The 2,824-nt window shown below is 42.4% G+C and carries 2 protein-coding genes; both read left to right on the top strand.

What is annotated here, in order from left to right:
- Window positions 1–813 precede the first annotated feature (813 nt).
- Window positions 814–1,539: a reverse transcriptase domain-containing protein gene (locus tag PG418_RS18980; RefSeq protein WP_201885414.1), complete on the top strand. Its 726-nt coding sequence runs from the start codon at window positions 814–816 to the stop codon at window positions 1,537–1,539.
- Window positions 1,536–2,723, top strand: a complete 1,188-nt coding sequence (locus PG418_RS18975; protein WP_243097876.1) for an RNA-dependent RNA polymerase family protein — start codon at window positions 1,536–1,538, stop codon at window positions 2,721–2,723. The genes PG418_RS18980 and PG418_RS18975 overlap by 4 nt, the downstream gene beginning before the upstream one ends.
- Window positions 2,724–2,824 lie beyond the last annotated feature (101 nt).

Below are 2,824 nucleotides of genomic sequence, written 5' to 3'. Positions count from 1 at the left end.
GTGTGACACGTTCTACGCCTAAAACGGTGGGAATAACCGACAAAAGCGTAGCCTAAAGTCACAAACAATTAAATAAATGTGGTTTTAGAGAACTGCATAACTGAAATCTCAAATGACGGGGTAACGCCCTGAAGGGGATTCACTAATACTCCGAATAGCGTCAGCCGAATACAGACGGTTGGGGTTATAAGCTCGGGGAAGTCGTGCGAAGCACACCCTAACGCTTAATGGCGAGGAAAGATTCGTAGAGGTACGGGTTGTGTGTGACGGTGCGGGTGGGGTTGCCATATGGTTAGAATGACCAAAAAGGCGGTCTGACAAAGATTCCGAATGTACGGCTCTAAACGAATGGCTTGCAGAAATGCAAGTGTACCAATGGGTACGCAAGCGGGGCAAAGTAAAAGTTGTTAGTATGAAATGCCCTCTGTGTTTACAGGACACAGGTATCTTGAGGGATTCGCTCGAAGATAATGCTTGCAGGGCTAAAGGAACGACCTAAGTGGCAACAATCCTAAGTTATGCGGAACGTGGAAAGCAGCCAATACGGGAGCTGACTGTATCAGCGGAAAAAGTACCGTAGTTGTATCGAAAAGGAAAGGGATTGAAAGAGCCTTTCTATAATAAGTGCATTAGTGGCTGTGAGAGTAGAGGCACAGTACCTGTGAAGCCGTAACAATAAGCGGTGGAGGGATAGCCTCAAGCCGATACTAAGATTTTCTTTCATGCCTATATAGTAATCACCAAAATGGAGATTTTCATAGCTGTCGTGGTGCGACTAAGAAAAAATCATTCTCTGATAAGGAGCTGGTTACTATGGCAAAACGAATTGTAAACAAAGCAGAGCGAAATGCAGAAAGGTATGACGCTAAAGAAACAGGCTACCGATTATTTGAGGACAGCCAGAATGGAAAGACATTTGACAGGCTCATGCCGTTGATTGTGTCAGAGCAGAATATCATACTTGCATATCGAAATATCTGTAAAAATAGTGGGAGCAAAACTCCCGGCACAGATGGGAAAACGATTGTAGCGATACAGTCACTGCCCATCGAATCGGTCATTAAAACCGTCAGAAATAAGTTGAACTATTATCAGCCAAAAAAGGTTAGACGAGTTGAAATCCCGAAAGACAACGGAAAAACCCGCCCATTAGGGATTCCGAGTATTTGGGACAGACTGATACAACAGTGTATCTTACAGATACTGGAGCCGATTTGTGAAGCGAAATTTCATGAGCGGAACAATGGTTTCAGACCATATCGGTCAACTCAGAATGCAATCGCACAATGCTATAAAATGGCACAGTTGCAGAATCTGCACTTTGTAGTAGATGTAGACATTGTTGGCTTCTTTGATAATATCGACCACAGTAAGTTGATTCGGCAGTTGTGGGGAATCGGCATACAGGACAGAAAGCTGATTATGATAATCAAGCAGATGCTGAAAGCGGAAATCCTGTTCAATGACATTATAATCACTCCCGAAACGGGTACACCACAGGGGGGATTCTATCCCCACTTCTTGCAAATGTTGTATTGAATGAACTGGACTGGTGGATTGCCAGTCAGTGGGAAATGTTCAAAATCAAAGAGGGTAAAACAGGTTTAGAGTTTAACAAGACTGATAAAGAGGGAAACGTCCTCACAGTAGACAGAACGCAGAAATGGAATAAGCTGAGAGCAAAAACCGATTTGAAAGAAATGTATATCGTAAGGTATGCAGATGATTTTAAGCTATTCTGTCGGGATTATGCAACGGCGAAAAAGGTAATGTGTGCCACAAAACTCTGGTTGGCAGAAAATCTGCATTTACAGACCAGTGGAGAAAAGTCGGGTATCACAAACTTGCGGAAGAATTACACTACTTTCCTCGGTATCAAATTTAAGGTTGTACCAAAAGGCAGTAAGTGGGTAATACGTTCCCACATGGCAGACAAGAGTAAAGCAAAGGTCATTAAAAAGCTAAGTGACGTTTGGAAAGACATAAAGAATCCGAGCAAACAAAGCGAGATAGACCGAAATATAAGTCTTTATAATGCAATGGTTATGGGAATGCACAACTATTACTGTATGGCAACTATGGTATCAGCAGACTTTGCGGAAATCGCCTTTAAAGTAACGGGAAAAAGTAACGGCATGAATCATAATAACCGCTGTTACCCCATAGAACGTCAAGGCGAGATAACCAGCAAGTTTATTCAGGAAAAGTATGGAAAGTCTAAGCAGTTCCGATGGATAAAGGGAAGAATGATTATCCCTGTTGGATATGTGGCTTATGAATACCCCAAATATAAAAGGCGTGAAGTCAATAAATATGTGAGGAAGTATTCAGACATCGAAAACTGTATCAGCTACGATGTTATGAAATACATGATGGAAAATGCACATCTCTACCCTACGTTGGAGATGGCAGACAACGCTCTTTCGAGATATATCGCACAAAAAGGCAAATGTGCGGTAACGCACAATGCCCTGTCAATATCAGATATGGTATGTGTGCATATCAAACCATGTAAGGGAGAGCGAAACGACACTTACAGGAATTTGATTATCCTGTCAAAAGAGGTGTCAGAACTGGTTGGAGCAACGAATCCTGTAAAAATTGGAAAGTTGCTTAAAGACTTACAGTTGACCGAAGAAATGAAAGATAAAATCAATAAACTCCGAAAACACAGAGAGTTGGAGGAAATACAATTCGAGGACTATATAGGCACTAAAAAGTAATCTTAGTCGGTGGAACGCCGTGTGATGGGAAACTATCACGCACGGTGTGGAGCGGGGGAAAAGCCCGAGGTGGAAACGCCAGAGGCTTACCTATCGCTATT

This window comes from Bariatricus sp. TF06-38A (assembly GCF_027690675.1).
Lineage (GTDB): Bacteria > Bacillota > Clostridia > Lachnospirales > Lachnospiraceae > Allocoprococcus > Allocoprococcus comes.
The sequence above is the reverse complement of the archived record's forward strand: the minus strand, read 5'-3'. Positions and strand labels throughout refer to the sequence as shown.